This window comes from Arthrobacter sp. 05L421, from assembly GCF_056397785.1.
Genome location: NZ_JBFTOC010000020.1, coordinates 33,040 through 60,022, shown reverse-complemented (window position 1 = coordinate 60,022; position 26,983 = coordinate 33,040). Strand labels below are relative to the sequence as shown.

22 protein-coding genes and 1 pseudogene are annotated in these 26,983 nt (G+C 69.1%); 8 read left to right on the top strand and 15 right to left on the bottom strand.

The window, feature by feature from the left end; translation table 11 throughout:
• Positions 1–194: 194 nt before the first annotated feature.
• Both topA and AC1DKQ_RS18650 read right to left on the bottom strand, forming a co-directional pair.
• Positions 195–2,933 (bottom strand): type I DNA topoisomerase, encoded by a 2,739-nt coding sequence (gene topA, locus AC1DKQ_RS18655; protein WP_476884465.1) that lies wholly within the window; start codon positions 2,931–2,933, stop codon positions 195–197.
• Between the two features lie 277 nt (positions 2,934–3,210).
• Positions 3,211–3,879, bottom strand: a complete 669-nt coding sequence (locus AC1DKQ_RS18650; protein WP_476884464.1) for an ArsR/SmtB family transcription factor — start codon at positions 3,877–3,879, stop codon at positions 3,211–3,213.
• 79 nt (positions 3,880–3,958) lie between these two features.
• Here AC1DKQ_RS18650 and AC1DKQ_RS18645 point away from each other — a divergent pair.
• Positions 3,959–5,233: pseudogene (locus tag AC1DKQ_RS18645) on the top strand (MFS transporter); the annotation flags it as partial.
• A gap of 27 nt (positions 5,234–5,260) precedes the next feature.
• Here the strand turns inward: AC1DKQ_RS18645 and AC1DKQ_RS18640 are convergent.
• Both AC1DKQ_RS18640 and AC1DKQ_RS18635 read right to left on the bottom strand, forming a co-directional pair.
• Positions 5,261–6,829, bottom strand: a complete 1,569-nt coding sequence (locus tag AC1DKQ_RS18640; protein ID WP_476884561.1) for a DUF7059 domain-containing protein — start codon at positions 6,827–6,829, stop codon at positions 5,261–5,263.
• A 317-nt stretch (positions 6,830–7,146) separates the two neighbouring features.
• Entirely contained in the window at positions 7,147–7,941 is a 795-nt protein-coding gene (locus tag AC1DKQ_RS18635; RefSeq protein ID WP_476884463.1) for a MerR family transcriptional regulator, read from the bottom strand.
• Positions 7,942–8,149: 208 nt separating this feature from the next.
• On the opposite strand from AC1DKQ_RS18635, the gene AC1DKQ_RS18630 reads away from it, so the two are divergent.
• Together AC1DKQ_RS18630 and AC1DKQ_RS18625 are read left to right on the top strand one after the other, a co-directional pair.
• Entirely contained in the window at positions 8,150–8,611 is a 462-nt protein-coding gene (locus AC1DKQ_RS18630; protein ID WP_476884462.1) for a hypothetical protein, read from the top strand.
• Positions 8,612–8,723: 112 nt separating this feature from the next.
• Positions 8,724–9,269: a DUF6023 family protein gene (locus tag AC1DKQ_RS18625; protein WP_476884461.1), complete on the top strand. Its 546-nt coding sequence runs from the start codon at positions 8,724–8,726 to the stop codon at positions 9,267–9,269.
• A gap of 34 nt (positions 9,270–9,303) precedes the next feature.
• Here the strand turns inward: AC1DKQ_RS18625 and trhO are convergent, their stop codons facing one another.
• Positions 9,304–10,197, bottom strand: coding sequence for an oxygen-dependent tRNA uridine(34) hydroxylase TrhO (trhO, locus tag AC1DKQ_RS18620; RefSeq protein WP_476884460.1), 894 nt, complete (start codon positions 10,195–10,197; stop codon positions 9,304–9,306).
• 117 nt (positions 10,198–10,314) lie between these two features.
• Between trhO and AC1DKQ_RS18615 the strand changes: the two genes are divergently transcribed.
• Complete coding sequence (locus AC1DKQ_RS18615) at positions 10,315–11,007, top strand: GNAT family N-acetyltransferase (RefSeq protein ID WP_476884459.1); 693 nt, start codon at positions 10,315–10,317, stop codon at positions 11,005–11,007.
• A 155-nt stretch (positions 11,008–11,162) separates the two neighbouring features.
• Complete coding sequence (locus AC1DKQ_RS18610; RefSeq protein WP_476919786.1) at positions 11,163–13,589, top strand: DEAD/DEAH box helicase; 2,427 nt, start codon at positions 11,163–11,165, stop codon at positions 13,587–13,589.
• A 163-nt stretch (positions 13,590–13,752) separates the two neighbouring features.
• Here AC1DKQ_RS18610 and AC1DKQ_RS18605 read toward each other — a convergent pair whose 3' ends face one another.
• The 7 genes from AC1DKQ_RS18605 to ssd form a co-directional block, all read right to left on the bottom strand.
• A complete protein-coding gene (locus tag AC1DKQ_RS18605; RefSeq protein ID WP_476884457.1) occupies positions 13,753–14,193 on the bottom strand; it encodes an Rv3654c family TadE-like protein in 441 nt (146 codons plus the stop codon).
• Complete coding sequence (locus AC1DKQ_RS18600) at positions 14,193–14,645, bottom strand: TadE family type IV pilus minor pilin (RefSeq protein ID WP_476884456.1); 453 nt, start codon at positions 14,643–14,645, stop codon at positions 14,193–14,195. The genes AC1DKQ_RS18605 and AC1DKQ_RS18600 overlap by 1 nt, the downstream gene beginning before the upstream one ends.
• Positions 14,642–14,926, bottom strand: a complete 285-nt coding sequence (locus AC1DKQ_RS18595; RefSeq protein WP_476919785.1) for a DUF4244 domain-containing protein — start codon at positions 14,924–14,926, stop codon at positions 14,642–14,644. The genes AC1DKQ_RS18600 and AC1DKQ_RS18595 overlap by 4 nt, the downstream gene beginning before the upstream one ends.
• Before the next feature lie 140 nt (positions 14,927–15,066).
• Complete coding sequence (locus AC1DKQ_RS18590; RefSeq protein ID WP_476919784.1) at positions 15,067–15,678, bottom strand: type II secretion system F family protein; 612 nt, start codon at positions 15,676–15,678, stop codon at positions 15,067–15,069.
• A 13-nt stretch (positions 15,679–15,691) separates the two neighbouring features.
• Entirely contained in the window at positions 15,692–16,375 is a 684-nt protein-coding gene (locus tag AC1DKQ_RS18585; RefSeq protein WP_476919787.1) for a hypothetical protein, read from the bottom strand.
• A gap of 209 nt (positions 16,376–16,584) precedes the next feature.
• On the bottom strand, positions 16,585–17,925 hold the full coding sequence (locus tag AC1DKQ_RS18580) for a TadA family conjugal transfer-associated ATPase (RefSeq protein ID WP_476919783.1): 1,341 nt from the start codon (positions 17,923–17,925) through the stop codon (positions 16,585–16,587).
• On the bottom strand, positions 17,922–19,031 hold the full coding sequence (gene ssd / locus AC1DKQ_RS18575; RefSeq protein WP_476919782.1) for a septum site-determining protein Ssd: 1,110 nt from the start codon (positions 19,029–19,031) through the stop codon (positions 17,922–17,924). The genes AC1DKQ_RS18580 and ssd overlap by 4 nt, the downstream gene beginning before the upstream one ends.
• Positions 19,032–19,166: 135 nt before the next feature.
• On the opposite strand from ssd, the gene AC1DKQ_RS18570 reads away from it, so the two are divergent.
• Together AC1DKQ_RS18570 and AC1DKQ_RS18565 are read left to right on the top strand one after the other, a co-directional pair.
• Positions 19,167–20,909 (top strand): bifunctional 3'-5' exonuclease/DNA polymerase, encoded by a 1,743-nt coding sequence (locus AC1DKQ_RS18570; protein ID WP_476919781.1) that lies wholly within the window; start codon positions 19,167–19,169, stop codon positions 20,907–20,909.
• Positions 20,910–20,953: 44 nt separating this feature from the next.
• Positions 20,954–21,310 (top strand): YegP family protein, encoded by a 357-nt coding sequence (locus AC1DKQ_RS18565; RefSeq protein WP_476884450.1) that lies wholly within the window; start codon positions 20,954–20,956, stop codon positions 21,308–21,310.
• Between the two features lie 25 nt (positions 21,311–21,335).
• Here the strand turns inward: AC1DKQ_RS18565 and AC1DKQ_RS18560 are convergent, their stop codons facing one another.
• The 3 genes from AC1DKQ_RS18560 to AC1DKQ_RS18550 all read right to left on the bottom strand — a co-directional run bounded on the left by AC1DKQ_RS18560 (position 21,336) and on the right by AC1DKQ_RS18550 (position 24,436).
• Positions 21,336–22,016 carry an NUDIX hydrolase gene (locus AC1DKQ_RS18560; RefSeq protein ID WP_476884449.1) on the bottom strand — a complete coding sequence of 227 codons (681 nt, stop codon included), beginning with the start codon at positions 22,014–22,016 and terminating at the stop codon, positions 21,336–21,338.
• On the bottom strand, positions 22,013–22,780 hold the full coding sequence (gene nth, locus AC1DKQ_RS18555; protein ID WP_476884559.1) for an endonuclease III: 768 nt from the start codon (positions 22,778–22,780) through the stop codon (positions 22,013–22,015). The genes AC1DKQ_RS18560 and nth overlap by 4 nt, the downstream gene beginning before the upstream one ends.
• Positions 22,781–22,879: 99 nt before the next feature.
• A complete protein-coding gene (locus AC1DKQ_RS18550) occupies positions 22,880–24,436 on the bottom strand; it encodes a hypothetical protein (RefSeq protein WP_476919780.1) in 1,557 nt (518 codons plus the stop codon).
• 433 nt (positions 24,437–24,869) lie between these two features.
• Here AC1DKQ_RS18550 and acs point away from each other — a divergent pair, with 433 nt between their 5' ends.
• Positions 24,870–26,900: an acetate--CoA ligase gene (acs, locus tag AC1DKQ_RS18545; RefSeq protein ID WP_476919779.1), complete on the top strand. Its 2,031-nt coding sequence runs from the start codon at positions 24,870–24,872 to the stop codon at positions 26,898–26,900.
• The last annotated feature ends 83 nt before the right edge of the window (positions 26,901–26,983 follow it).

The following is a 26,983-nucleotide window of genomic DNA, read 5'->3' as shown; positions in this document are numbered from 1 at the left end:
ACGCCAACGCCGCCAAGCAACCCTCAACGCCTGCCACGCCCGGCACCCTCACCGCTACCGAAACAAACCCACCGCACCAGCCGCCCCGACCCACGCCGGCATCAACCACAAAACCAACCCGCTGTCACAAACAGCTTGATTCATTCCGAATTTCCGGCGAAACCGCGCGTTTCCGGCGAATTCGGTGGGCTGTCCTACTTCTTGACGGAGGCCTTCCGGGCGGGTGCCTTGCGGGCCGTCGTCGTGCGCTTGACCGGTCCCTTGGCCCGCTTCTCGGCAAGGAGTTCGACGGCCTGTTCCCGGGTCAGCTCCTCGACCGCGGTGCTGCGCGGCACGGTGATGTTGGTGATGCCGTCGGTGATGTACGGGCCGAACCGGCCCTCCTTCACCACAATGTTCTTTTCCGAGACCGGGTCCGGTCCGAACTCGGCCAGAGGCGGGACCGCGGCCCGGGCGCCGCGCTGCTTGGGCTGCGAGTAGATCTCCAGCGCCGCCTCGAGCGTGATGGTGAAGATCTCCTCTTCGGAGCCGATCGAGCGGGAGTCCGTACCCTTCTTCAGGTACGGGCCGAACCGGCCGTTCTGCACCGTGATCGGGTTGCCGTCCGCGTCCTGGCCGAGCACCCGGGGCAGGCTCATGAGCTGCAGGGCCTCGTCCAGCGTGATGGTGTCCACGCTCATGGACGCGAACAGCGATCCGGTGCGGGGCTTGGCCTTGACGGGTTTCTTCGCCGGCTTGGGCTTGCCGTTCTTGTAGTACTCAACGGGCTGGTTGGCCAGCTGTTCCTCGGTCATCTCCGGGATGACCTCGGTGACGTAGGCGCCGTAGCGGCCGTTCTTGGCCACGATGGTGTGCCCGGTGTGCGGGTCCGCGCCGAGGACGCGCTCCTCCGGGGCAGCGGTCTCCATGAGTTCAACGGCTTTGGCGGCCGTGAGCTCATCCGGGGCCAGGTCCTCCGGGACGTTGGCGCGGGCCGCTTCAACCACTTCGCCGGTCCCGGGATCCACGGTGGCGGTGGAGCTTTCCAGGTACGGGCCGAACTTGCCGACCCGGAGTGTAATCGCGTCCGTGATGGGGATGGAGTTGATCTCGCGGGCATCGATCTCGCCGAGGTTGTTCACGATGCTCAGCAGGCCGGGCTCGGAGTCTTCACCGAAGTAGAAGTGCTTGAGCCAGGCCGGTCCTGCCGCCTGGCCGTTGGCGATCTTGTCCAGGTCGGCTTCCATGTCGGCGGTGAACTCGTAGTCCACGTAGTCGTGGAAATGCTGTTCGAGGAGCCGGATCACGGAGAACGCGATCCAGCTCGGGACCAGCGCGGAGCCCTGTTTCCGGACGTAGCCGCGGTCCTGGATGGTGGAGATGGTGGAGGCATAGGTCGACGGGCGGCCGATGCCCTTCTTTTCCAGCTCCGCGGTCAGCGAGGCTTCGGTGTACCGCGGCGGCGGCGAGGTCTCGTGCCCGACGGCGACGATGTCGGTGGCCGTGAGCGCGTCGTCCTTGGCCACGTTGGGCAGCCGGCGGGCTTCCTCGGACTCGTCGTCGCCGCGGCTTTCGTCCTTGCCTTCTTCATAGGCGGCGAGGAATCCGGGGAAGGTGATGACAGTGCCCGAAGCCGAGAATTCGGCGTCGCGCTGGTCGGCCGGGTCACCAACAGTGACGGCGCCGAGGCGGATCGTGGCGGTGGAGCCCTTGGCGTCAGCCATCTGCGAGGCTACCGTGCGCTTCCAGATGAGCTCGTAGAGCCGGAATTCGTCGCCGGAGAGCTGCTTGGCCACCTGGGCCGGCGTGCGGAAGGAGTCACCGGCGGGGCGGATGGCCTCGTGGGCTTCCTGCGCGTTCGCTGCCTTGCCGCTGTAGACCCGCGGCGACTGCGGCACGTACTCGGGACCGTACAGCTCGGAGGCCTGGCGCCGGGCGGCCGTGACGGCCTCGTTGCTCAGCGCGGACGAGTCCGTACGCATATAGGTGATGTAGCCGTTTTCGTAGAGGCGCTGGGCCACCTGCATCGTGCTCTTCGAGGAGAAGCGCAGCTTGCGGCCGGCCTCCTGCTGCAGGGTGGAGGTGGTGAACGGCGCTGCCGGGCGGCGGGTGTACGGCTTGGTGTCGACGGAGCGGACCCGGAATTCGGCGTCCTGCAGCCCCGCTGCGAGCGAGGCAGCGAGTTCCTCGTTGAGGTGGACGGCGTTGCGCGAGGTCAGCTCGCCGTTGTCGTTGAAGTCCCGCCCGCTGGCCACCTTGGCGCCGTCGACGGCGGCGAGTTTGGCTTTGAAGGAGCCGGAATCGGCGCCGAATTGGCCGGTGAGGTCCCAGTAGGAGGCGGCTTTGAAGGCCATCCGCTCGCGTTCGCGGTCCACCACCATGCGGGTGACGACGGACTGCACGCGGCCGGCGGAGAGGCCGCGGGCCACCTTGCGCCAGAGCACGGGGGAGATCTCATAGCCGTAGAGCCGGTCCAGGACGCGCCGGGTTTCCTGTGCGTCCACCAGGTCCTGGTCGACATCGCGCAGGTTGTCCATGGCGCGGTGGATGGCTTCCTTGGTGATTTCGCCAAAGGTCATCCGGTAAACCGGAACCTTGGGCTTGAGCACTTCGAGCAGGTGCCACGCGATGGCCTCGCCTTCGCGGTCCCCATCGGTTGCGAGATAGAGAGCGTCGGCGTCTTTGAGCTGGGCCTTGAGCTCGGCGACCTTTTTCTTCTTGTCCGAGGACACCACGTAGTAAGGCTTGAAGTCGTTGTCGATGTCGACGGCGAACTTGCCCAGCGGGGTCTTCTTCAGTTCCGCGGGGAGCTCCGAGGGCTGCGGAAGGTCGCGGATGTGACCGATGGAGGCCTCCACAATGAAGCCTTCGCCGAGGTACTTGGCGATGGTTTTGCTCTTGGCGGGAGACTCCACGATCACGAGTTTCTTGCCGGTTTTGGCCTTGCTTGGCACGGTGCTCCTACAGAAAAAGGTGGCTCGGGCAGATGCGCCCATACCCGCCTAGTTCACCATATTTTGCAGAATCCCGCGCATCCGGCCGGAAATGACGGCCCGGCGGAGGTGGGTTCCGGCCGCGATCAGACCGTGTGTCCGGCTGCCATCGAGGGCGCGCGGGAGGCAACATCCGGCCGTGCCGGGGGTGGCTTTAAGACGGCGCCTCGGGTGGTTTTCAGGCCTCGCCGGCGGCCGGCCCGGCCCTTGCCCGTTGCTGGCTCGACCTGTGGCCGGCTCAGTCCTTGCCCGGGGCCGGCTTGGCGGCCGCCGGTCCGCGGTCATCCGGAATCATGGACCACATCGTGGCCATGCGTTCGGCGCCCTCGGGCACGTGGTCCGGATCCTCGAGTTCGTAATCCCGCAGGAGGTCAAAGACCCGCCGGTTCAGTTCGGCCCGCTGCTCCGGCGTCAGGTACAGGAGGTTGCTGGCCAGCACTACCGAGGACGGGCCGTCGGCGGTGTCGCCGTTCTCGCGCCGGGCGTTGCGGGCCTTGGCGTAGGCAAGGACCCGGCGGCGGTAGGCGTCGAGCTCGAGATCCAGGACGGCGAGTTCCGGGCTGGCCACTCCCCCTAGCGAGTGGATGGTGAAATCGGTGCCGGCGGCCTTCCAGCGCCGCTCCCGGGCGTCCCCGGCCGTCTCTGCGGGAACCACGATGCCCCACTTCTGCAGGGCCCGCAGGTGGTAGCTCATGGCACTGGGAGTCAGGCCGGTCTGCGCGGCAAGCTCGGTGGCCGTCCGGCTCACCTGGGTGGAATACAGTTCGGAAATGACCTCCAGCCGGGCGGCGTGGGCGAGGGCACGGATCGCCTTCGGGTCAGTGATTTCCACTTGCTTCTCCGGGCGATGCCGGCGCTTGGTGGCCGGCGGAGCCGTGGACTCCGCCGTCGGGGTTTCTGCGTTCACTCCTCCAGTGTATCCAGCCTCTCCAAACTATGAAAGAAATGCTTGACATCCATTCCGGGATCGGACTACTTTCCTATTTATGAAACAAACACTTCATAATGCGTCCACTTCCGCAGCACCGGCGCAGCCGCTGTGGCGCAACCGCGACTTCCTGATCGCCGGCACCGCCCGGTTCGTGGCGACGGCGGGGATGGGCGCCGTCGTCGTCAGCGTCATGCTGCACCTGCAAAACGCGGCCGCCGCCGGCGAAACGCCCGTCGCCGGGCCCTGGCTGGTGGCCGCGTACCTGCTGTGCTCGGCGCTGCCGCTGGTGCTGCTGGCCCCGTGGGCCGGCCGGCTCGCCGATACCATGGACTCCCGCACGCTGGCGACGGCGAGTTCCGCGGTCAGCGCCGCCGCCGTCGCCGGCATGGGGCTGGGCATGCAGTACCTGGAGAACTATCTGCCCGTGCTGTTTGCCATGACGTTCCTGCTCGACGCGGCCCAGGCGGTGGCCGGACCCACCTGGCAGGCCCTGCTGCCGCGGATCGTCGGCGAGGACCGCACCCCGCGGGCCATGGGCACCATGCAGGCGACCATCATGATTGCGGGCATGGCCGGTCCCGCCGCGGGCGGCCTGCTCAGCGGCTGGGGCGGCACCGGACTGGTCTTCGCCGTGGCCAGCGGCTGCTACGTCGCCATGGGGCTGGGCGCCCTGCTGATCCGGACCCGCCGCGGCACGGCGGCCGAACGGGCCGGCCAGGCGAAGCCGGCGCTGCTCGACGGACTGCGCCTGATCCGCCGGGACAGCCTGGTCTGGGCCCTGGTCCTCGGGGCGATGTTCTTCATCATTGTCGGCGAGGCCAGCAACGTGCTGGAGGTGTTCCTGGCCCGCGGCGAACTTGGCGCCACCGAGACGCAGTACGGGCTGCTGGCCGCAGCCTTCGGCCTCGGCATGGCGGCCGGTGCGGCGATGGCCGGCAGCATCAAGACACCGGTGGTCCGGCTGCGCGTGCTGCTGGCGTCCATGACCGGAGCCTCGGCGTTCCTGGTCCTCACGGGGCTGGTCCCGAACGTGGAACTGCTCTTTGTGGCCTACACGGCGACGGGCACGGCCTGCGGCGTCCTGAACGCCTGTTTCGGAGCCATCGCGATCCTGCGGATTCCGGAAAGCGGGCGCGGCCAGGCGCTGGCGATCGTGGGCGGCATGACACGCGCCGTCTCCATCGGCGCGCTGGCACTGGGCGGCTTCCTCGGCGCCGTGGTCCCGGTGCGTTTCAGCTTCGTGCTCACCGGGGCGGTGGGCGCCCTGGTGGCCCTGGCCCTCACGGCGTACGTCCTGCCGCGGTTCGGGCGGGAGGGCAGCGGAGTCAGCCCGGCGGCTGAGGCGGCGAGCGCCGTTTCAGGCGGGCAGCAGGAAGCCGTCGCGGACCAGGTTCCCCACTTCCTCGAGGAGGCCGGTGCGGAACTCGGCACTGTCAAATCCCTCATAGCCGCCCAGCAGCGCCTCCAGGGCGCCGATGATCTGCCCGACGGACAGGTCGCCGTCGCACGCTGAGACGAATCCGGCCAGCTCGGTACTGAGCAGGTTGGTGCGGCGCAGCCCGGCACCCTGCCGCAGCAGGATAACCCCGGGGTGCTCCGCCCCCGGGCGCTGGTGCCGCTCTTCGGTGACGTCCTCCGCGACCAGCAGGTGGGCGGCGCCCAGGTCGTGGGCGGCCAGCCAGTCGGCACGCTCGACGGCGGCGCCCAGGTGTGGCCCCACCGGCTGTTCGATCGGGTAGGTGATCTCCTCGAAGCGGGAAAGCACCCGCCCGGCGCCGTCGGCGGGCCTCCGCAGCCAGATCATGCCAAAGCCGATTCCCGCCACCTTGCGCGAGGCGAAGTCGTCGAGGTAGGCCGCGTACGACTCCTGGTACAGCCGGCGGTCGCGGTTTTCCGAGGCGTCCTGCAGCCAGGTCTCGGCATACTGCTCCGGGCCCACCTGCTCGCGCTGGATGAACCAGACATCGGCGGCCGGGCTGACCCAGCTCTGCGGCCGGTCGGCCCAGCCGGCACCGGCCGTGATCTCCCAGTTGCCCAAGAGCTGGGCCGTTCCGCCCGGGGCAAGGACAGAGGGCAGCGCGCGGACCAGCGACGACACGATCTCATCCCCCGGCAGGCCGCCGTCGCGATAGGTGAACTGGTCCGTGGCGGTCTCGCCGAGGCTGCGGGGCGTGATGACGAACGGCGGGTTGGACACCACCAGCTCGAACTCCTCCCCCGCGACCGGCTCCAGCAGGGACCCGAGCCTGAGGCTGACGCGGGAGTCGAGGTCGGCCGGGTCCAGGTGCAGCTCGTCGGCGTTGAGCAGAAGGTTGAACCGGGCGAAAGCCAGTGCGCGTGCGGAAATGTCCGTGGCGGTCACGTGCTCGGCATGGTGCAGCAGGTGAAAGGTCTGGATGCCGCAGCCGGTGCCGAGATCGAGGGCCCTGGCAACGTGGCGGCGGGCGGTGACCTGGACCAGGGTGGTGGAGGCCTGCCCGATCCCCAGGACGTGGTCATGGCGGAGGACCCCTGCGCGCTGGTGGGCCGAGAGGTCGCTGGCCACCCAGAGGTCCGCCCCGCCCTCACCGACCCCGTCCTCGCCCACGGTCGGGTCCCAGCCGTAGGGCCTCAGGTCCACCTTGGCCTGGATCAGGTCCTGGTCCGACGGCCCCACGAGCCCGAGTTCCAGCAGCCCCGCCGTGCGGACGCCTGGGAGCGCGGCGTCGAGGGTCTGCGCGCGCTGCGGCTCCGAGAGGAGCCAGAGACGCACGACGCCGGCGAGCGCCGCCGTCGCCGGCTCACCGAGGGAGCGCCCCGTGACGATCAGTGCAGGGATGAGCTGGTCCCGGCCGAGGGCGGAGTGCGCGGCCTCGCCGAGCAGCTCCGCAACCCCGTCCACGGTATAGCCAACGCCACGTAGGTCCGCCGCCAGGGCCTCGAGCAGGCCGGGAAGGTCGCTCCGCGGAGCGTCCGGAGTGTTGCCTGCTGTGAACGGGGCTGAGGGCGCCCGGTCTGAACGGTCCTGGGTAGAACGGTCCTGGGTAGAACGGTCCTGGGTTGAACGGTCCTGGGTTGAATGGGCCTGAGTTGAATGGGACGGTGCGGCGGGGCCCTGCGCTGAGGAAGTCACCGGACAAGTTTAGTCCCGGGGTTTAGTCCGGTGGTTTGGCCTTGGCTTGTCCCCGGCGGTTGGGCGGTCGTTGGCCCCAGACGGTGCGGCCGCGGCTTGGCCCGGGGTGGTCCCGGGCCGTGCAGGTCCGGCTAGAGCTCGGTCTCCGCGTAGATTTTCAGGGCGTCCCGGACGAAGGCCGCGCCGTCGGCACCGCCGTAGTTCGCGGCGAAACGGGGGTCGGCCACATACATCTCCCCGAGTCCCGTCACGTACCCCCTGATGTCCGGAGCTCCGGCGTTGTTGCCGGCCGCGGGGCCGCCCGCGGCAGCTGACGCCGCCGGGGTGCCGGGGATACCCCGGAGCCATTCGACGTGGCGCCGGGCCAGGTTCTGCGCCTCCGCGCTGGCTGCCGGAACCCCCGACTCCGCAGCGGCCGCCCAGTCGGCGCCGAGCTGCCGGGACTGCTCCGTCCAGGCAGCCTTCTCCTCCGCCCCCATGCCGCGCCACCAAGTGTCGGACTTCGCGTAGGCATCCTTTCCCCACCGCTGCTGGACTTCCTCCTGGTACTTGGTGTGGTCGAAACCGTCGAACATTTCTTCCGCCATGATCTTTCCTCCCGTTTGCAATGCCTCAATGGTGTGCCGGACCGAAGCAATCTGCCGGCCCAGCCTGTCCTCTTCCTGCAGCAGCAACGCCAGGTGCCGGCCCAGTGCATGCTCCGCGTCCGCCTCGTCGCTGAGCACCTCCGCGATCGCCGGCAGCCCGAGCCCCAGATCGCGCAGGAGCAGGATCCGCTGCAGACGGACCAGCGACTCTTGGCCGTAGTACCGGTAGCCGTTGCTGCCGGTGCGACTTGGCCTGAGCAGGCCGATGTCGTCGTAGTGTCGCAACGTCCGGCCGGTGGTGCCGGCCAGTTTCGCGATCTGCTGGACTGACCAGTCCATGCGTCCGCCTTCCTGTTTCCCTCGGGCCTGTTCCCTCGGGCGGCCCGTTCCCTCTGCCTTCGGCGTGTGCCGCTCCCCCGGCCGGCCGCTGCCCCCGTCCTTCGACTCTAAACTTTGACGCAACGTCAAAGTCAAGGGTCCGCGGGCGAGGGCGCTGGGGAAGGCCCATGCGGCCGGACAGGAGCCTGCGAGACGGTAAGTTTGAGGCATGATTTTCCCTTCCTCCCACACCCCGACCGCCCGGCTGGTCCGGCGGGCGCTCACAGGTGCGGCCGCCGCCGCCGTCGTCGTACTGGCCGCAACGGCCTGTTCCCCGGCCGGTTCGATTGAGAGCGCCGACGTCCCGGCGTGGAAGGCAACCGCCCTGCCCTCGGCCCCCGGAACGGTGCTGGAGGATGCCGGTAAGATCCTGAACCGGGATCCGATAGTCCGGACCGCGTCCGGCGTGCCCGCGGGCAACTACACGCTGACCATGACTTGCGAAGGCGGCGGCAAGGCGTTCTTCGCCGTCAGCCTGGACGGCAGCCAACTGGCCGAAGCGGGAGCCGCCTGCAACGGCAGCCGCGAAACCGCCCGCATTAAAGTGCCTGTGGCCGGCGAGGTCAAGCTCAGCACGTCCAGTGTGGATGCCCCGCTCCTCTACGCCTACCACCTGGCAGCGTCGGAGTAAGACCCGCCGACATCCGGATCACCGGGGTCCGGCCCGGCACCCTCTGACGGGCCCGCCCGAACCGGTCCTTTCGCCTCTGGCGCTTGATCCCGGGCAACCCTAATCTCAGGCTATGCCAACTGTGCCGGCGAGCAGGGCGCCGCGACAGCGCACCCCGGCCCCCGCCGTGGTGCTCTCAGTTGCGGTATTTATTGGGACGATCCTGTCCGGCTGCCAGTATGAATACAGCGCCGACCACTGGGACGATGAATCGACTTCCGCTGCCGCTGCGCCGACCACTGACGCCGCCCTGCCCCGGGACCCCCACCTCACTGAGCCGGTGTCCGGCAACGAGCTGGACGCCTGGGTCCACGAGGCACTGCCCGACGCCGCGGGGCAGGTTTTCCATACTGGATTTGGGACGCTGGCGGCCGACGAGGAGCGGGAAGAGACCACAACCGTGCTGCCCAAGGGTACCTACGCCCTGACTCTGGCTTGCCGGAGCGCTCGCCGGGTCTCCTTTTCCATCGAGAACGGTGACAGCGAGCTCGTGGACCTGAATCTGCGGTGCGGGACGTCCAGGGTGAATGTGGTGCAGCTGGCCGCAAATGCTGTGCTGTCGATCAAAGTGGATGCGAACGGGCCGGCGAACTACGCATACCGGGTGAGCCGAATCTGAGGGTTCCGGCCGCCCAAGAAGTCCCGAGCGTGTCTTAGGCGGCGCAGCCGTCGGGGCAGCGCAGGGTTTCGGGGCTCGCGGCGCACCCGGTGCAGTAGAGCGTGAGAGTCCGGCAGCTGGGATTCGAGCAGTTTTCGAACTTGCTGGTGGGCGCCGCGCAGCGGACGCACTCGCCAATGGTCTTGGCATCCCCGCTGAACTCCAGGTGCATGCGCTTGTCGAACACGTACAGGGAGCCCTCCCACAGGCCCTGGTCCTTGAAGGCCTCGCCATAGCGGACAATGCCGCCGTTGAGCTGGTAGACCTCCTTGAACCCGCGGTTCACCATCAGGCTCGAAAGCACCTCGCAGCGGATGCCTCCGGTGCAGTAGGTGACAACCGGTTTGTCCTTGAGGGCATCGTATTTGCCCGAGTCGAGTTCCTTGATGAAGTCATGGGTCGTGGCAACGTCGGGGACCACAGCGTCTTTGAACTTGCCGATCTGGGCCTCGAAGCCGTTGCGGCCGTCGAAGAACACGACCTCGTCGCCCTGCTGTTTTTTGGCTTCGATGAGTTCGTGGAGCTCCTCGGGTTTGAGGTGGGTTCCGCCGCCCACCACTCCGCCGGCGTCGACCTTAAGCTCGCCCGGGGCGCCGAAGGACACGATTTCGTCCCGCACCTTCACACTGAGCCGTGGGAAGTCTGCCGCGCCGCCGTCGGACCACTTCACGTCGATGTCGTGGAAACCCTTGTACTCCCGGGTGGCCTTGACGTACTGCTTTACCGCGTTTAATTCCCCGCCGACCGTGGCGTTGATGCCGTCCTTGGAGAGGATGATGCGGCCGGTTAGGCCGAGTTTTTCGCACAGGGCGCGCTGCCAGAGCCGGACGGCGTCCGGGTCAGTGAGGGGGGTAAAGCCGTAAAAGAGCACAATCCTGTTCAAAGCCACGTATTTAAGGGTACTTGCTGGGAAGGAGGGCCGGCCAACAGTCACAATTGGGTACGCAAGCGCCCTTCCCCGACCCGGCCACTGTTGCTCGTGGCACTGCTGGAATACGCTCATCACATGAGTCTTGACGCCATGGTTGAAGACACCACTCACCTGCTGGAAGTCTGGGTTGCCGGATGGGCAGGCTGTCGCGGATATGAGACACGCAGGGAGGGACGGTTCCCTGCGGCTTTTCGCGCGGACACCACCCACGAATGGGAATACTTCGCCTATGATCCCTCCGATGCAGAGTTCGCTGAGCTGGCGGCGAAGACGGCCGAAGTGCCGGCCAGAGTCCTCACGATTCTCACCAACGACGTTGCCAGGTATTCGGTCCTCGGACCGCGGCACGGCCTCCATGTCACCTCGGCTTCCCAGACCATGATGATTGTGGACATGGAGACCCAGGACTCGGAGGACCCGTGGCTTTCGGACGACGACCTCAAGCTGGAGACATCCCGGACGGACGGCGTCCACCACGCGGTGGTCCGCGCTCGCGATGAGGTCGCCGCGAGCGGACGCGTGTTTGTGGTGGGAAACACCGCCATCTTCGACAACATCGTGACGTCGCCGACCTACCAGCGGCGGGGGCTGGGCAGCTTCATCATGAAGGCCCTGGCCGCCCAGGCGTTCGAACACGACGTGGATTCCGGGTTGCTGCTCGCCTCGCTGGACGGGCAAAAACTGTATTCGCACCTTGGCTGGCGCATGGTCTCCCACGTACTGATGTTGTCGACGTCGGACGAAGGGGCGGACCTGTCCGTCGATTGAGGCGCCGCGCGCGGTGACCCCGCCCGGGAACGGGCGCCCGGCCAACCTGCCGACCTCTTGGCTGCCCCGCGCGACCCCCGTTTGGCCGTTCGCCGCGCTGGGGCCGCGGCCGCCTGTCGGGCGGGCGATTTGAGGCCGGATGAAAGAATGTGTGAGTGAACCCGCATGAGTCCCTGATTCCGTTGCTGGGCCGAGGCCCGGACCCGGAACAGCTGCGCCATGTGCGGACGATCCCGGCCCGCCAGGCCGTCAATGCGCCGTGGCCGGAGTGGTCCCACCCGGATCTTGTAGAAGCGTACGGTTCCCTGGGCATCCACGAGCCCTACCTCCACCAAATTCAGGCCGCCGAACTGGCTCACGCCGGAGAGCACGTGGTCATCGCCACCGGCACGGCGTCCGGGAAGTCCCTGGCGTATCAGCTGCCGGCCTTGGACGCGATCCACCGTTCCGAGCTCAGGGTCCTGTCCGATCCCGGGAAGATCCACGACGACGGCGCCGTGACCCTCTATCTGTCCCCCACGAAGGCACTGGCGGCCGACCAGCTGGCCGCCATCCGGGCCCTGAAGCTCCCCACCGTCCGGGCCGAAACCTACGACGGCGACACCGATCCCGCTTCCCGGCGCTGGATTCGCGACCACGCGAACTTCATCCTCGCCAACCCTGACATGCTGCACTTCGGCATCCTCCCGAACCATGCGTGGTGGGCCAGGTTCTTCCGGCGCCTCCGCTATGTGATCGTGGATGAGGCCCACAGCTACCGCGGGGTCTTCGGCTCCCATGTGGCAAACCTCATGCGCCGACTGCGCCGGATCTGCGCCTACTACAGCCCCGGCGGCTCGCATCCCGGACCTGTGTTCATCGCGGCCTCCGCCACGGCCTCTGATCCCGAGCAGTCCTTCGGCCGGCTGATCGGCGCACCGGTGCGCGCCGTATCCGAAGACAGCTCGCCTCATGGCTCCACCACCGTGGCGTTTTGGGAGCCGGCCCTGACGGAGCTCCGAGGCGAAAACGGTGCCAAGGAGCGCCGGACCGCCGTCGCAGAGACCGCCGACCTGCTGGCCAACCTGGTGTCCTCCCGCACCCGGACCATTGCGTTTATCAAGTCCAGGCGGGGGGCAGAGACGATTTCCTCCATCGCCAAGCGCCTCCTCGACGAGGTGGACCCCAGCCTGCCGCAGCGTGTGGCCGCCTACCGCTCGGGCTACCTGCCGGAGGAGCGGCGTGCTCTGGAAAAGGCGCTGCGCTCGGGCGAACTGCTGGGCGTCTCGAGCACGTCCGCGCTGGAGCTGGGCATCGACATTTCCGGTCTCGACGCCGTGCTGGTCGCAGGCTGGCCGGGCACCCGGGCGTCGTTGTTCCAACAGATCGGCCGGGCGGGCCGCGCCGGCCAGGACGCGATCGCGGCATTCGTGGCCAGCGATGACCCGCTGGACACGTACTTGGTGAACCACCCCGAGGCGATTTTCGACGTCTCGGTGGAGGCCACGGTGTTCGATCCCTCCAACCCGTATGTCCTGGGCCCGCACCTGTGCGCCGCCGCCGCGGAACTTCCCCTCGGGTTCGCCGAACTGGACCTCTTCGGAGCCACGTCGGAGAAGCTGCTGGACCGGCTGGTTCTGCAGGGCTACCTGCGCAAACGGCCGGCCGGATGGTTTTGGACCCATCCGCAGAGTGCCGCGGCCATGGTGAACCTCCGGGCCGACGGGGGAGGTCCGGTGAGCATCGTGGACGCCGAGACCGGCTCCCTGCTCGGCACCATGGATTCGCCCCAGACCCATTACCAGGCCCATACCGGCGCCATCTATGTCCACCAGGGCGACAGCTACGTGGTGGAGGACCTGAACGAGGACGATCACTGTGTGATGGTGCGCCGGGCGAACCCCGACTACTACACCACCGCCCGGGACGTGACCCAGATCGAGGTCCTCGAAACGGAACGCACCACCCAGTGGGGCGATGTGGCCGTGCATTTCGGTGACGTGAAAGTGACAACCCAGGTGGTCTCCTTCCAGCGCAAGGCGCTGATTTCGAACGAGATCCTCGGCGAGGAACCCCTGGAGCTGGGCGCCAGGGACCTGTTTACCAAGGCGGTCTGGTTTGTCGTGGACAACCGCTCGCTGACCGGCGCCGGGCTGATCGAGGCGCAGTTCCCCGGAGCCCTGCACGCGGCCGAGCACGCGGCCATCGGCCTCCTGCCGCTCGTGGCTTCCAGCGACCGTTGGGACATCGGCGGAGTGTCCACGGCCATCCACGCCGACACCGGAGTGCCCACCATCTTTGTCTACGACGGCCACCCCGGCGGGGCCGGCTTCGCCGAACGCGGCTACGACAAGGCCAGGTTGTGGCTGACTGCCACCCGCGACGCGATCAAGGCCTGCGAATGCGAGTCCGGCTGCCCGTCCTGCGTCCAGTCACCGAAGTGCGGCAACAAGAACAACCCGCTCGACAAGGACGCTGCCGTCACACTGATCAACGTGCTGCTCAAAGACGCCAGCGAACTGATGCAGAGCGGCAACTCCGGCGCACCGGCGGCCGCGGCCGTGACAACGGGAGAGAAGCCCGCCCAGCCGCTCCGAGCCTGAACCGCGCCTCAGCATCATTTCGCCGGCGCACGGCCGTGGCACCTCGGAGCGGCCACCGCGGGACGTCGGCGCCAGCCAAGGGACGATTCGCGGAGCCAGCCGCGGGCAGATTCGCGGCTTCCGGCCCTCCGCGTCTGGTCCTCCGCAGGGAACGGGGCGCCGTTCACGGCGGGGTCTGGCTCCCGGGCGCAGGCGGCGGTCCCGCCCGGGCCAGCCCTGTGGCCGCCCCGAGGAACGGTCCGGCGCCGAGCTCGGTGCGGACCTGCACTGTGGCGTCCGCGCCCTCAGAACAGGCAACCATCGCGGCGTCGTTCTTCAACGCGACCTCCCGGGCCACGGCACAGGGCTCGCCGGACGTGATTCCCCGTGCGGCATCCGCGGCAGCCAGCGCCGCGAGGTCGGCAGCCGCCGCAGCCCGCGACGCCGCGACGGCCGATTGGGCCAGAAGCAGCAGCAAGGCCACCGCCGCGATGACCACCAGCCCGAGCCCCAGGGCCAAGACCGTCCCGGAGCCCCGCTCCGAAGGCCTCCAGCGGTGCGGGGCATGGTCAGGATCCGAACTTCGGGGCCGCGGCGCCCGGGCCCAGAGACGTGCCGGCGACATCAGGTGCCCTGCCCCGGGGAGCGGGAGGCACCATTCAAGCGGGGCTGTTGTGCAGCACCCGGGGCCTCAGCACGCGCCCACACACTGGCGCTCAGGAGCCACGGAATGAGAGAACCGACAGCCCCCGGGACGCGGCCGGACACGGTGACCCTGTGCCATTCGCCGTCGAGTGTCACCTCGGCCGCTGCCGTATCGCCGGCGAGCCGGCGGACAATGTCACCCACTTCGCCGGCCCCCGCTCCCCGCGCCAGCGCGCGGGCACCGCCGCGGGCCGCTTCCTCGACGCGCAGTTGCGTCACTCCCGCCGCCGAACCCGCCAGCAGCAGGGCGAGCAGGAACACGACCGATGGCAACGCCACGGCGAACTCCGCAGTCACCGCCCCGCGGCACTCCGCGGTGCGCGGCGGTTCCTTCCGGCTGCCACCGCCCCAGCCGCGCCAGCCTGCCTTCATGGCAGCGTGAGCGCAGTCCGAATGAGGTTCAGGAGGAAACCGCGGACCTCATCGCTGCGCATGATGAACACGAGGACCCCGGCGAACCCTACGGCGGCCAGCGTTGCAATGGCATATTCAGCGGTGGCCATTCCCGCCTGCGCGGATGGCGGCCTCCTGCGCCGGCGCGGCTGAACGGGGACAACCGAGCTGGCGCCGGGATAGATTTCGTACACCTCGGCCACACCGCCCTCCCCTGCGTCCTTCCGATTTGCAGCGGGACCGTCCTGACTTATTGACATCTGCTTTTCCTTCCACGGGACACCGGCAGGATCGCCGGCTGCTTCGACTCTCCCGGCTGGGCTGTTGCGCCGTAAGCCCCGAGGTCCGCCAAGTGGAAAACGTGCCCCTACGGGCGGGCTGTGGAGGAGAGCTGCCGGCATCAGGCCGGGATCAGCCCCAGGAGCACGGGCACGACGCCGAGGCACACAAACGCCGGCAGGGAGCACAGGCCCAGCGGCACAACGAGTTTCACGCCCAGCGCAGCAGCACGCTGCTCGGCCGCCCTGTTGCGTTCGCGGCGAAGCCGGGCGGCCTGGGCATAGAGCAGCGCTGAGGAGGGGGCTCCGGTGAGCGCGGCGAAGCAAAGCGCGTCGCGCAGGGCGAGGAGCTGGGGCGCCCGGGCACCGGAACTGCGCCATGCTGTGTCCCAGTCGGCGCCGATTGCGAGTGCCGATACGACCGGCCGAAGCTGTCGCCCGAGTTCCGGAGTCACAAGGGCGGCGACGAGTTCGAGGGACCGGCCAAGCCCGGCACCCGCATCCAGCATGGCGCCGATCAGTTCCAGCATCATGGCGGTATCCCGCAGGCCTGGGAACCCATGCCCTCCGCGCCGTCCGGTGCCGCCGGGCGCCGGACGTCGGGCGGCCGGGTGTGCCGGGGCCGGAAATTGGCGCCGGAGCCGCCGGCGGGCCCGGTCCGGGCGGGCGAGGACCACTGCGGCTGCACCGGCCAGGCTCGCTGCCACCACGAATCCGGCCAGTTCGGGCCTCACGGCGGCCGCGGAGTCACGATGGGGCTTCCGCCGCGGCCCGGACGAGCCGTGAGGACCACAACCGGCCGACGGCGGTCAGCACCACACCTGCGGCCAGCGCCGCGAGGCCCCAGGGGTTCCCCAGCAGCGTCGCCACCGGATCCACGCCCAGCAGCAGGCCGAGAGCCAGACCGGACAGCGGGAGCCAGGTCAGTAAACGGACAGTCGCGCGCGGACCCGCCAGGGCGGTCTCCCGGGCGGCCTCGGCGTCGTCCTCCGTCTCAAGGTGGGCGGCAAAGCGCGCCAGGACATCGGCCAGCGGGCAACCGCTGGCCTCGGCTGTGTCAAAGCATGCGGCGAGCTCGCCCCACACGTGCACGTCCCGGCCGGCGCGGACGCCCGCCGCCCCCATGGCTAAAACGACGGTGCCGTCGCCGGCAGTGCTGCCGGAGACCTCGCGACGGATGGCCGAGGCCACGGAGGACCCGCGCAGGGCGGCGGCACGCGCGGCCGCAAGGATCCTGAGGGACTCCGGGCCGAGGACCGTTCCGGAGCCTTCGCGGGCTTGGTAGCGGCCGGCACCGTGACCCGCCATCTGGCCCGCGGACCGTTCCCGCGCAGCGTCCCCGCCGTACAGGACCCAGAGTTCGTCCCACAGCCGGGCGGGGATGCGCCCTCCCTTCAGCAGCGCGGCCAACTGTTGGACCACCACCGTCATTGGCACGGTCCCAGCATCTGCTGATCCCCTACCGTGCAAGCCACGGAATCGCCGGACAGCCCAAAGCCGGCGGGATCGCGGCTGCGCATCGGCGGCGGAACTTCCGGTGCCGGCCCCTTGCAATGCCCTGCGGATACGCTGACCGGCCGCGCGCGAGGAGGGAAATGCCAGCCACACGGCCAGCACCAAGGCGAAGATCACCAGGGCGGTCATCGAAGCGTCCTTGCCCTCGCGGGTTCGTGTCCGGATCCCGGCGGGCGCTCTGCCGGCCGCGCTTCCTGTAGCTCGGAGGGGCCCGCTCCGGCCAGCCCGGGATCCAGGCCGAGACGGTGTGCCAGCTGCGGCCAGGCCCGGCCGAAGCGGAGCCGGCCCTGTTGGACGTCCAATGCGCCGGTGACTGTCAGGCCAATGTCGTCGGCCTCCATGATTCCAATGCTCGCGACCTGGCGCCCGGTTTCGGTCCGTTTGACATGTACGACGGCGTCGATCGCACTGGCGACCTGCAGCCGTACGGCGTCCTGGCCCATGCCGGCGAGCGCGCCAAGGGCCGCCAGCCGGGCGGGAACAGCCGAGGCCTCATTCGCGTGGATGGTCCCGCCGCCTCCGGTGTGTCCGGTGTTCATGGCCGAGAGCAGTTCGCGGACTTCCGCGCCGCGGCATTCGCCCACCACCAGCCGGTCCGGCCGCATCCTCAGGGCCTGGCGGACCAGTTCGCCGAGGTCCACGGCACCGCCGCCTTCCAGGTTTCCGTGCCGGGATTCCAGCGCGACGACGTGCGGGTGGACCGGATTCAGTTCCGCGGCGTCCTCAATCAGGACGAGCCTCTCCCCCGGGTGGCAAAGTCCCAGCAGCGTAGCCAGTAGCGTCGTTTTCCCCGAGCCGGTGGCTCCGCTGATGAGGAAGCTCAGCCTGGACGCCACCATGCGTTCGAGTACGGACTGGACCACGCTCCCGGACGTTCCGGTCCCGAACATGCCGTCGCGCCTCAGCTCGGGCATGGTGAAGACCGTGGCCCGGCGGATGCGCACGCTCAGGAGGGTTCCGGCCGTGGAAATGGGCGGCAGCACCGCGTGCACCCGGTAGCCGCCGTCGAGCCGGACGTCGACGCACGGCGAACCGTCATCCAGCCGGCGGCCGCCGGCTGCCACCAGCCTCGCGGCGAGGGCCCGGATCTGCGGTTCCCCGGAAAAGACGACAGGCGCCTTCTCCAGACCGCCGCCGCGGTCCAGCCAGACCGAGTCCGGCCCGTTGACAAAGATGTCCGTCACGGCGGGGTCCCGGGTGAGCGGCTGCAAGGGGCCCAGGCCGTTCAGTTCCGCGCTGATGCTCTCCACCGCAGCCAGGGCGCCGGCCGTGCCGAGCAGCCGTCCGCTGGCCTGCACCGCGGCCGCCACCCGCGACGGAGTCACCGGGGAAGCATCTGCCATGACGGACTCGCGCACGGAATCCAGCAGCGTCTGATCGAGAAATCCCTGCGAACGCCGGCGCCCCGGAGCCCGCCGGGTGGGCTGTTCCGGTTCGGCGGGTTCCACGGCCGCATGGGCACTCATGAGGCATCTCCGCCGTTCAGGTCAAGGACTCCGGTGGCGAACCGGCGGACGGCGCGCTGCCGGCCGGCTTCCAGAAGGCGGCCGAGTTCCGTTGCTCCGGCCAGACCCTTGATGTCTGGCATGATGCCCTGAAGGGCGAGCCCCACGGAGTCGGCAATCAGTGGCGCATCCAAGGCGGCGCCGGGACCGGCCCGGACCACGAGCGCGGTGTCCACAAGTGGAAGCTCCTGCACCAGCCAGGCCGTGGCGACGGCGGCCCGCAGCCGGGCGGGCGCGACGACGATGATCCGGTCGCATTCGCCGGCGAAGGCCCGCAAGGCCTCCCGTTCCCGGCCAATATCCAGCACGACCAACTCGCAGCCGCGGCGGGCGGCGTCGAGCACCGCGGCCACGGTGACCGCGTCCACACCGACGGCACGATCCCGGGTACCCGGCCACGACAGGAAAGCGAATCCGCCGGCGCCCGGCAGCGCATCGTGCAGTTGGGCAGGGTCGATGCTCCCGCTCACCCCGGCCAGATCCGGCCAGCGGAGCCCGGGGGCGTCCTCGGCGGCCAACGACAGTTCCAGGCCGCCGCCACAGGGGTCGCCGTCGATCAGGAGCACGCGGATCCCGGTTCCGGCGGCGGCCTGCGCGATCCAGATGGCGGCCGTCGTGGCCCCGGCACCGCCGCAGCCGCCGGTGAGACCCAGAACGACTCCGCCGGCTTCCGGCGCGCGGGACCGGCTCAGGTATTCCGCCAGCCAGGCGGCCGCCTCCGGCAGCACCGCGACGCGTTCAGCCCCGACGGCGGCGGCCAGATGCCACAGCCCGTCCCCGTCACCTTTGAGGCCGAGCAGCACGGCAGGAGCCCTCCGCCGGGGCGGCAGCTCGCGGATGTCACTGCCCACCAGCACGGCGGCCGCGGCGTCCCAGAACGGTGCAGCCTCGGCAACGTCCTGCACCGTCCGCAGCTGGCCGCCGGCCGCCGCCACGATGCGTTCCACTTCGCCGCGCAGCACATCGATCCCGGTGACGAGCAGGGTTTCCGCGGAATCCCCGGGGATCCAGGGCCCCTGCTCCGGCGGAGGCGGCGAGCCTGGACCACGTTGCTGGTGCCTGTTCATGCTGCCACTGTGCCCGGGCGCCAAGCGCGGCGTAACCGCCGTCGTGGGCTATGTGGACAAGCATCGCGGCCTTCCTGCCGCCGCGGCGAGGAGATGCGCACGGACCACGCCCCGGGGCAGGGCAGAATTGACCCTATGTACCTGCTGCTCGCTGCCCACGCCGACGGCGCGGCGCTGCAGCAACTCACGGCGGACGGCGCTCCTGAACCGTCCAATCCGGGACCCCGGGTTGTCAGCGTCGGCGACCTCGCCGGAGTTGTGCGCGGGCTTGAGGCGCGGCACCCGCGCTGGATCTGGCACCGGACGCAGGACTGGTACCCGGCGCTTCTGGGCGCCGGGGTGGATCTCGAGCGTTGCTACGACCTCACGTTGTGCGGTTCAATCCTGGCCCACTCGGAGTTCACCGCGCACACCGGCTATGCGCAGGCGGCGGAGAAGCTGACGCAGGACGACGAGCTGCACCAGCCACCGCGGGGCCTGCAGCCCCCTGCCCCGCCGCCGGAACAGGGGGCCCTGTTCGATGCCCCGGCCCCCGGCCAGCGTCCCGGCCAGTCCCTTGAGGCTCTCCGCGCCGAGTACGCCGCGCAGCAGGCGGCGCTGAGCCAGGCGGGAACGGAGGCGGGAACGGACTCGGGCACGGCGACCGTCACCGACGCCAGCTGGCGCCAACGGCTGCAGCTGCTGCTCGCGGCGGAATCTGCCGGGGCCATGATCGCCGTCGAAATGCAGCACACCGGTGTCCCGTGGCGGGAGGAACTGCACGAGCAGATTCTCGCGGATCACCTCGGACCCCGCCCGGCTCCGGGACAGCGCCCGGCCAGACTCGAATCACTCACGGTCGATCTGAGGCTGCTGCTGAAGTCGCCGGCGCTGAACCCGGACTCCCCGCAGGAGCTCATGCGCGCCCTGCACCGCAACGGCATCGAAGTGAAGACCACCCGCCAATGGGAGCTGAAGGAATCCAGCCACCCCGCGATCGTGCCGCTGCTGGAATACAAGAAGCTGGCCCGTCTCCACGCGGCCAATGGCTGGGCTTGGCTCGATACCTGGGTGAAGGACGGGCGGTTCCAGCCTGAGTACGTGGTGGGCGGCGTGGTGTCGGGCCGGTGGGCGTCCCGGGGCGGCGGGGCGCTTCAAATCCCGCGCCAGATCCGCGGCGCGGTCCACGCCGATCCAGGCCACAAACTGATCGTTGCCGACGCCTCGCAGCTGGAACCGCGTGTGCTCGTGGCGCTGGCTCAGGATTCCAAGATGGCCGAGGCCGCCCGGGACAAGGACCTCTATGCAGGCATTGCCGCGCAGGGCTTCGGCGGCGACCGGGCAAAAGCCAAGGTGGCCCTCCTCGGAGCCATCTACGGGGCGACGACGGGCGAGTCCGGACGGCTGATGCCCCAGCTGGCCCGCACATACCCCCGCGCCGTGGGCTTCGTCGAGCAGGCCGCCCGCGACGGCGAAGCCGGCAAGACCGTCACTTCACGGCTGGGCAGGAGCAGCCCGCCGCCGTCGGACCGCTGGCTGCAGAGCCAGCACTCCACCACCGCGGAAGAACAGCGCCGGGCGGACTCGATCGCCCGCTCGCGCGGCCGCTTCACCCGGAACTTCGTTGTCCAGGGCTCGGCCGCTGATTGGGCGGCGTGCTGGCTCGCTGAACTCAGGCGCCGGCTACGCACCATGCGATCGGACGGCGCAGCCGTTGGCGAACTGGTGTTCTTCCTCCACGACGAAGTCATGGTGCACTGCCCCGAAAGCGCCGTCGGCGACTGCATCAAGGCGATCGAGGCCTCCGCGACTGCCGCCAAGGAACTGTTGTTCGGCCGGATTCCAGTCGAATTTCCGGTCAGCGTGGCGGTGGTGGACTCGTACGACCACGCCAAATGAGTGACAGAAGTCACCGCCTGTAACGTACCCGTCGGTAGCGTTGTGTGGGCTCCGTCACCCGACTACCCTCGAAAGGCTGGCGAATTCCCGTACGAACCGCCGGCTATTGCAACGACGCAAGGAATTGGGGAGGCAGCGGTTTGGCTGGCATTTTTGAGATCGCGCAGGCTGGCGATAAGGCTTATTTCTTCAGGTTAACGGCGGCGGATGGCACGGTAGTTGCCGTGTCACCGCTCTTTAGCTCCATCAAGAGCGCGGCGGCGGGCATCAACGCCGTGCGCGAGAACGCCGCGACCGGCCTGGTTGTGGATCGGTCAGGTACCAACCGGCGGATGGCCGCCAGCACGTCGGCAGGACGGCTGCGCGTTCCCCTGGCGGGCAGTGCCGTGGCGACCGGCTAGCGGACCCGCCGGTACCCTGTGGGCTTCACGCATCAATCCCGTAGAGCCGCGCGCGGTCCCAAGGAACGGCCCAGCCCAGCTGTTCAAAAAGCTGGTTCAGGATCATCCCGGTAAACCCCCACACCACTACTCCGTTGACGGTGAAGGCGGGGCTCTGGAACGTTTGGCCGGCCCGGCTGACCGTTGCCATCACGCGGTTGTCCGGGTCCAGCAGGTCGCGGACCGGAACACGGAACACCTGCGCGGATTCACCGTAGTCCACCACACGGACCGGTGACTGGGCAGCCCACCAGGCCAGGACCGGGGTGACCAGGAAATTGCCCCGGGGCAGCGCCAGTTCAGGCATTACTCCGAGGACGTCTACGCCTGCAGGGTTCAGTCCGGTCTCCTCTTCCGCCTCGCGAAGGGCGGCGTCGACCACGGACTCCCCCGGGTCGATGCCGCCGCCCGGAAAAGCCACTTGCCCGGGATGGTCCTCCAGGGTTTGGGCCCGCTGGAGCAGCAGCACGTCCAAATCGGCGGGAGCGAGCAGTTTCTCGGACTCGGCTGGATCGTTGCCCAGCGCACCAAAGAGCATGAGCACGGCGGCCCTGCGGACCCGCTCACCGGGTTCGACGGCGAGTTCCCGCCAGCGCGGATCCGGGGCCGGCGCCGTGCCCGCCTCCACCGCGGCTACGAGGTCGACGAGGTCCTGGCGCGCGGTCAAGGCTGCTTCCTCTGCGATTCCATCCGGATTTCCGCGGCGCGGTGCGTCTCGGCCAGCAACCGGGCCAGCAGTGCCTCCTGCCCCGGGGCGAGTTCGTACTTCAGCAGTTTCCTGGCCTTCTCCGGATCGGTTTCCCCCATCCCGTAGCTGGGGCACCAGTTGGCGACGGCGCAGGCGCCGCAGGCCGGCTTGCGGGAGTGGCAGACGCGGCGGCCGTGAAAGACGACGCGGTGCGAGAGCATGGTCCAGTCCTTCGGCTCGAACAGCGCAGCGACGTCGGATTCGATCCGGACCGGGTCATCCGATTCCGTCCAGCCCAGACGCCGCGCCAGGCGGCCGAAGTGGGTGTCCACCGTGATGCCCGGAATGCCGAAAGCATTGCCCAGCACGACGTTCGCGGTTTTCCGCCCGACGCCGGGAAGCGTCACCAGCTCCTCCAGCCGGCCCGGCACCTCGCCGTCGTACTCGTCCACAAGCCGGGTGCACAGCGCCAGGAGATTTCTGGCCTTGGCGCGAAAGAAACCGGTGGGCTTGATGATGGCCTCCAGCTCGGCCGGATCCGCCTCCGCCATCCGCCGCGCGTCCGGGTAGCGGGCGAACAGCAGGGGCGTAATCTGGTTGACCAGCACGTCCGTGGTCTGCGCGGACAGCACGGTAGCTATCACGAGCTCGAACGGGCTGCGGAAGTCCAGCTCCGCGTGGGCATAGGGGTACTGTTCCGCGAGTTCCCGGTTGATCCGGCGCGCGCGGCGCTTGAGCGCCAGGACAGACTCCCCGGACGCCCGCGCCGCACGGGGCTTGGCGCTACCGGGGACCGGGGTGCCGGATACCGTGCTGCCGGATTCCGTGGTCACGGGGGTTGGCTAACCGCGTTCGATGTTGCTGAGGTCCCGCAGGACGCCCAACCGGCCGTCGGTGTGCTGGACGAGGAACTCGTTGCCGCGGTCCTCAATGGCCAGGACCCAGCCGCCGGGTTCAATGACGAAAGCCGGGGCTCCGGTGCGCGGGTCGACGGCGGTGCGGGGCTGTGCGACGGCGAACCAGAACGCCTCGTGCACAGGGTGGACATCGTCCTCGGCGGGCCGGCTGGCGGGATCCACCGTGGCGCCGATGGGCTCCTGCGGGCGGACCTGGTCGTTTGGCCGGACCTGGGGGTTGACGGTGGTGGGGGCACTGCCGCCGGGGGTTGCCGGAACGCCGGCGGCCTGGGTCTGCTCAGCCGCGGTCGGGGTCTGCGCAGCGGCACCAGCGGCTGCAGCGGCACCGGCGGCTGCGGCACCGGCGGCAGCAGCCGGGACGGCGGCGGCCCGGGTCTCTGCCGCACCGGACGCAGCCGGTTCAGCGGACCGTGCCGACTCAGCCGACGGAGACGGCGTCGACGGCGTCGACGAGGCGGACGGCGTCGACGAGGCGGCCGGCGTCGACGAGGCCGATGGCGCTGTGGCAGCCGCGCCGGCTGCGGGTACAACGCCCGAAATCTGAGTCTCCGGTGCACTGGATGCCGCAGCGCCCGGTGACGCAACGGGTGCCGCACCCGCCGACGGCGCCCCTGCTGACGCTGCTCCCGCCGCCGGCGCGGCCGGTGAAGTTGCCGCCGGCGCGGCCGGTGAGGTTGCCGCCTGGCCGCCGGTCACCGGGCCGCTGGCGGCCGGGCGCTTGCCCCAGCCCGCTGCCGCGCCCGATGCTGCGGTGCCGGATGCTGCCGCGCCCGATGCTGCGGCGCCGGTAGCTGCCGCGCCCGATGCTGCGGCGCCCGTACCTGCCGCCTTGGATGCACCTGTTCCCGCGGAGTCCTTGGCCGTTTTGGGCTGTTTCGGCGTCTTCGGCGCACGGGGCTTTTGCACCGGGGCTGAAGCTTCACGGGCCACGATGTGGGCAGGGGATTCCTCCCGGCCCAGGAAGTCGCCGGCAAAGAACGGAATCCAGCGGGCCAGGACGGTGGCCGCGAAGAGGCCCAGGGCGCCAAGGAGCGCTATCAGCATGCTCGGCACGAAGGCCCCGGCGACGGCCAAGAAGAAGAAAGCCAGCGTGAAAGACGCCACGACGGACGCGAACTGGTCGATCGACAGAGACCCGATCCGGATTTTGGTCGACGGGCTGAGGCGGCGGGCCACGAACAACGCGGTGACAATGAGCGGAAGCACGATACCCAGGCCCAGGAAGAACAGGCTGCCCAGATTCCACAGGTTGTATGCGAAGGCAAACATCGGAATCAGCGAGGCAATGAAAAGAAGCAGTGTGGAGCCGAAGACGGTGAGGTCCCGGATGGTGAAGGGGCCGAGGACGGCCTCGTTCTTCTTCGCGGTCTTCTTGTCCACCGTGAAGCGTGGCGCATCCCCGAACCCGCCCGGCCCCGGCTGCGCCGTTCCGCCCTGGCTCTGGGCGGGCGCCCGGAGCTGCCCGTTGTCTTGCTCGTTCATTCCGTATCTCCTTAGCATGGCGGCACCCTGGACAGCGCCGCCTAACGGCAGGCAAAGACAGCACCGCAAGCGGTTCCTGTCGCCTCCATCGGATGTCACAACTTCATCTCAGCCTAGCCAAGTGGATGGCCGATCACTAGCGGACAAGCCGAGGACGGCCACAGCAGAATTCTCCGGCTTTCCGAATCGCGGACGCCTGGCTCCCGGCCGCAGCCCGGCGCCGCCAACGAACCATTCGGCGCTTAACAAACACCACTCACGGCGCTGTTTGTGACGGGGCGCACGTTTGGTCGGACCCACGTATTAGTGTTTATTCCAGACAGCTCCAGCGGCACTGCCGCGGTCTGCCGCCGCCCGGCGTCGCGCATGCGGCCCCGCGCGGAGGCGACGCGCATGGCCGCGGAGCCCGGATCGATGAATGACGAGGTTCACCATGTCCCAGCAGACACCCGGCTCCATGGCCACGCAGACGCCCCACGGCGACGCCTTCGAAAACCTGTCCCAGGAGAACCGCCGCTTCGCGCCCTCGGCCGAGTTCGCGGCGAATGCGGTGGTCTCCGCGGGTGAGTACGCCGAGGCCGACGCCGACCGCCCCGCGTTCTGGGCGAAGCGGGCCCGCGAACTGCTCAGCTGGTCCAAGGACTTCACCCAGACGCTGGACTGGTCCAACCCGCCGTTCGCGAAGTGGTTTGTCGGCGGGGAGGTCAACGCCGCCTACAACGCCCTGGACCGCCACGTCTTGGCCGGTAATGGGGACCGGGTGGCGATCTACTTCGAGGGCGAGCCCGGCGACACCCGCACGTACACCTACGCACAGCTCACCGAGGAAGTGAAGAAGGCCGCGAACGCCTTCGAGTCCCTGGGCGTGGCGAAGGGCGACCGCGTCGCGGTCTACCTGCCCATGATTCCCGAGGCCGTCATCACCATGCTGGCATGCGCCAGGATCGGCGCTATCCATTCCGTGGTCTTCGGCGGCTTCTCCGCCGATGCCCTGCGTTCCCGGATTGACGACGCCGAGGCCAAGCTCGTGGTCACGGCCGACGGCACCTACCGCCGCGGCAAGCCCAGCGCCCTGAAGGCCGCCGTCGACGACGCCCTGGCCCGCGAGGGAGACGGGGACGGCCACACCGTGCAGAACGTGGTGGTGGTCAAGCGCAACGGGGCGGACGTGGACTGGCACGAGGGCCGCGACCACTGGTGGGCGGACACCGTCGACGCCGCGTCCGCCGAGCACACCGCCGTCGGGCACGACGCCGAGCACCCGCTCTTCATCCTCTACACCTCCGGCACCACCGGAAAGCCCAAGGGCATCCTGCACACCACCGGCGGCTACCTCACCCAGACCGCCTACACGCACCGGGCCGTCTTCGATCTCCACCCGGAGACCGACGTCTACTGGTGCACGGCCGACATCGGCTGGGTCACCGGGCACTCCTACGTCGCCTACGCCCCGCTCATCAACGGCGCCACCCAGGTCATCTACGAAGGCACTCCGGACTCCCCGCACCAGGGCCGCTGGTGGGAGATCGTGGAGAAGTACAAGGTCTCCATCCTCTACACCGCCCCCACCGCCATCCGCACGTTCATGAAGTGGGGCAAGGACATCCCGGCCAAGTCCGACCTCTCCTCGATCCGCGTCCTCGGTTCGGTCGGCGAACCCATCAACCCGGAAGCCTGGATGTGGTACCGCGAGGTCATCGGCTCCAATGCCGGCAAGAACGGCGAACGCAAGGAGAACCCCGCACCGATCGTGGACACCTGGTGGCAGACCGAGACCGGGGCGCAAATGATCGCCCCGCTGCCGGGTGTCACGGCGACCAAGCCCGGTTCGGCCCAGGTCCCGCTGCCCGGCATCGCCGTGGACGTCGTGGACGAGGCCGGCGAATCGGTGCCCAACGGGCACGGCGGCTTCCTAGTGATCCGTGAACCGTGGCCGGCCATGCTGCGCGGGATCTGGGGCGACCCCGAACGGTTCAAGGAAACCTACTGGTCCCGCTTCGAGACCATGTACTTCGCCGGCGACGGCGCCAAGAAAGACGAGGACGGCGACCTCTGGCTGCTGGGCCGTGTCGATGACGTCATGAACATTTCCGGCCACCGGCTCTCCACCGCCGAAATCGAGTCCGCGCTGGTGTCCCACCCCGCGGTGGCGGAAGCCGCCGTCGTCGGAGCCGCAGACGAGACCACCGGCCAGGCGGTCGTCGCCTTCGTGATCCTCCGCGGCGACGCCGTGGACTCCGGCGAGGACACCGTCCAGGAACTCCGCAACCACGTGGGCAAGGAAATCGGTCCGATCGCCAAGCCCAAAATTATCCTCGTGGTCCCCGAGCTGCCCAAGACCCGGTCCGGCAAGATCATGCGCCGCCTGCTCAAAGACGTCGCGGAAGGCCGCGAGGTGGGCGACGCGACCACCCTGGCGGACAACACGGTCATGGCCCAGATCGCGCAATCGCTGAAGAAATAGCCGGCGCCCCTTCGACACGCGTTTGCCGACGGCGTTCGGCCGGCGGCGCCGCCCACCCTGGTGGGCTGCGCCGCCGTCGTCGG